Source organism: Clostridium tagluense, from assembly GCF_003865095.1.
In the GTDB taxonomy this organism is placed as follows: Bacteria; Bacillota; Clostridia; order Clostridiales; family Clostridiaceae; genus Clostridium_AD; species Clostridium_AD tagluense.
Window position 1 is genome coordinate 1 of the sequence record NZ_BHYK01000090.1, and the last position, 1,956, is coordinate 1,956.

3 protein-coding genes are annotated in these 1,956 nt (G+C 32.0%); all 3 read right to left on the reverse strand.

Translation table 11 applies throughout. The features are described 5' to 3' along the window. Positions 1-196: 196 nt before the first annotated feature. Complete coding sequence (locus tag Ctaglu_RS24540; protein WP_125006681.1) at positions 197-652, reverse strand: AraC family transcriptional regulator; 456 nt, start codon at positions 650-652, stop codon at positions 197-199. Between the two features lie 215 nt (positions 653-867). After that, complete coding sequence (locus tag Ctaglu_RS24545) at positions 868-1,308, reverse strand: GNAT family N-acetyltransferase (RefSeq protein ID WP_125006683.1); 441 nt, start codon at positions 1,306-1,308, stop codon at positions 868-870. Between the two features lie 76 nt (positions 1,309-1,384). After that, positions 1,385-1,777: a cytidine deaminase family protein gene (locus Ctaglu_RS24550; protein WP_125006685.1), complete on the reverse strand. Its 393-nt coding sequence runs from the start codon at positions 1,775-1,777 to the stop codon at positions 1,385-1,387. Positions 1,778-1,956 lie beyond the last annotated feature (179 nt).

Consider the following 1,956-nt stretch of genomic DNA (forward strand, 5'->3'; position numbering starts at 1 on the left):
TGGAAACGCGGCATCGTTCTTTAGCTTGTTTCAGAAATTGAGCAACTTTAGTGGCTATCATCATTTAAGTATATACTTATGGTGATAGTTTTTATCGGCTCAACATCTGAATCCAAACCTATTCAAAATGCGAAACAACTGAGTCTAAAATTATGTTAATTCAAATCTACAAATTGGAATTTGTATTAATATTCTTTTATAATATTGGTACGCAAATTTCACAATAATGCTTATTTATCGTCTGCATTGCATAGCGTTCAAGAATAGGTCTTTTATCATCAAATTCATAATTTCTTTTTGATAACTCCGAAAATATCTCCATCCATGCTTTTTGCATAGCATCTACCGTATGACTTATTTTAAATACGCAATGTTTTCCACCGATAATTTTTCCAAAATTAATATACTTATACTCAACCTTAAATTCATCCGAAACAACTAAACATGTATCATAACGACAATCTTTAGATTCTGTGAATTGAGGGTTATCTTGGGCTATTCCTAATATAATTGAATTTTCATTAAATAAGTTTTTTTCTCTAGCCCAACTTTTTAATTGCTCCATTATTTGCACATTTTCTGAACCGTAAGGACCTGTTCTTCGTATATAAGCAATTTTATATGATGATATCATTTCAATATTAATATCCATAACTTACCTTCTTTTTTAATAGAGTACATCGATGCCTGAATTCATCATATAATGCTTTAAAATGTATTTCAACTTATTTTTTAAAATTACCAAATTACTATTGGGGTACGGCAACGACTAATGTAAAAATAACCTCCTAGAAAATAGCATTAAAAAAGGGCTATTGCCCTTAGTCGATTGTGACACATTAAATGAACATTATGTCCTTGGTTATTTTAGTAATAACTCTTTCTGAAACCTGTAGTCTTCCTAAATTTGTTTCTTTCATAAAATTTATCTGCACCCTCGGTTGAAAGTAAATCTAACCTTGTATGAGGATATAAATTATGACATACATCAATCAATGCTTTTCCTATGTCTTTTGCTCTATAATTAATATCAACTATAATTTCTGCGATATAAGTTGTGATTTTTCCATCTGTTAATGCACGAACTAGTCCAACAACTAACTCCCCTTCAACAGCAACTAGAGTAATAGTTGAGTTTTTCCATGCTTCCAACCCCTCATCTGACCTTTCTATAAAGGTCATCCAGCCTTCTTTTTCATATAATCTTTGAACTGACGGAAAATCTTTTTCAACAAATTGTCTAATCAAAATGTCTTTTGGCAACTTTACTTGTGAAAGTAAATCCTCTGCTATAGTAAGGTTATTCATGCTAAAATCCCTTCTTCCGTAATATTTTACAGTTCCGTCACATCTTTAGATGATTCTGAACTAAAAGATTCAACACTTATTTATATCTTGGGTATTCGGGTAGCAATTCTATTAACTTAATTGATTTTCCTTCATTATCCAGTAACATCTCGATATTACCTGCTTCTTTCCCTAAGTGCATCATGAACTCTCTGCAAGCACCACAGGATGGTATTACTTTACCATCCTTATATACAGAAACAACTTTATCGACTTCACTTTCTCCATGCGTGAGCATTGTAGACAAAGCATTTCTCTCTGCACACATTCCTAAAGAACCATTTGTATCAATACAAATACCTGTATAGATATTTCCTTTTTTTGTTAATATTGCTGATGCAACGCTTCCAACCCACATGGCATTTGAAACTTCATGTGGATTTATTACTCGCATTGCTTCGTTGTAAAGTTTTTCCCATATCTGTTCCATATTACCCCCCCTATATACTTGACATAAAATTAATAATTATTAATACGCAATTTGAATAGGTTTGGATTCAGATGTTGAGCCGATAAAAACTATCACCATAAGTATATACTTAAATGATGATAGCCACTAAAGTTGCTCAATTTCTGAAACAAGCTAAAGAACGATGCCGCGTTTCCACT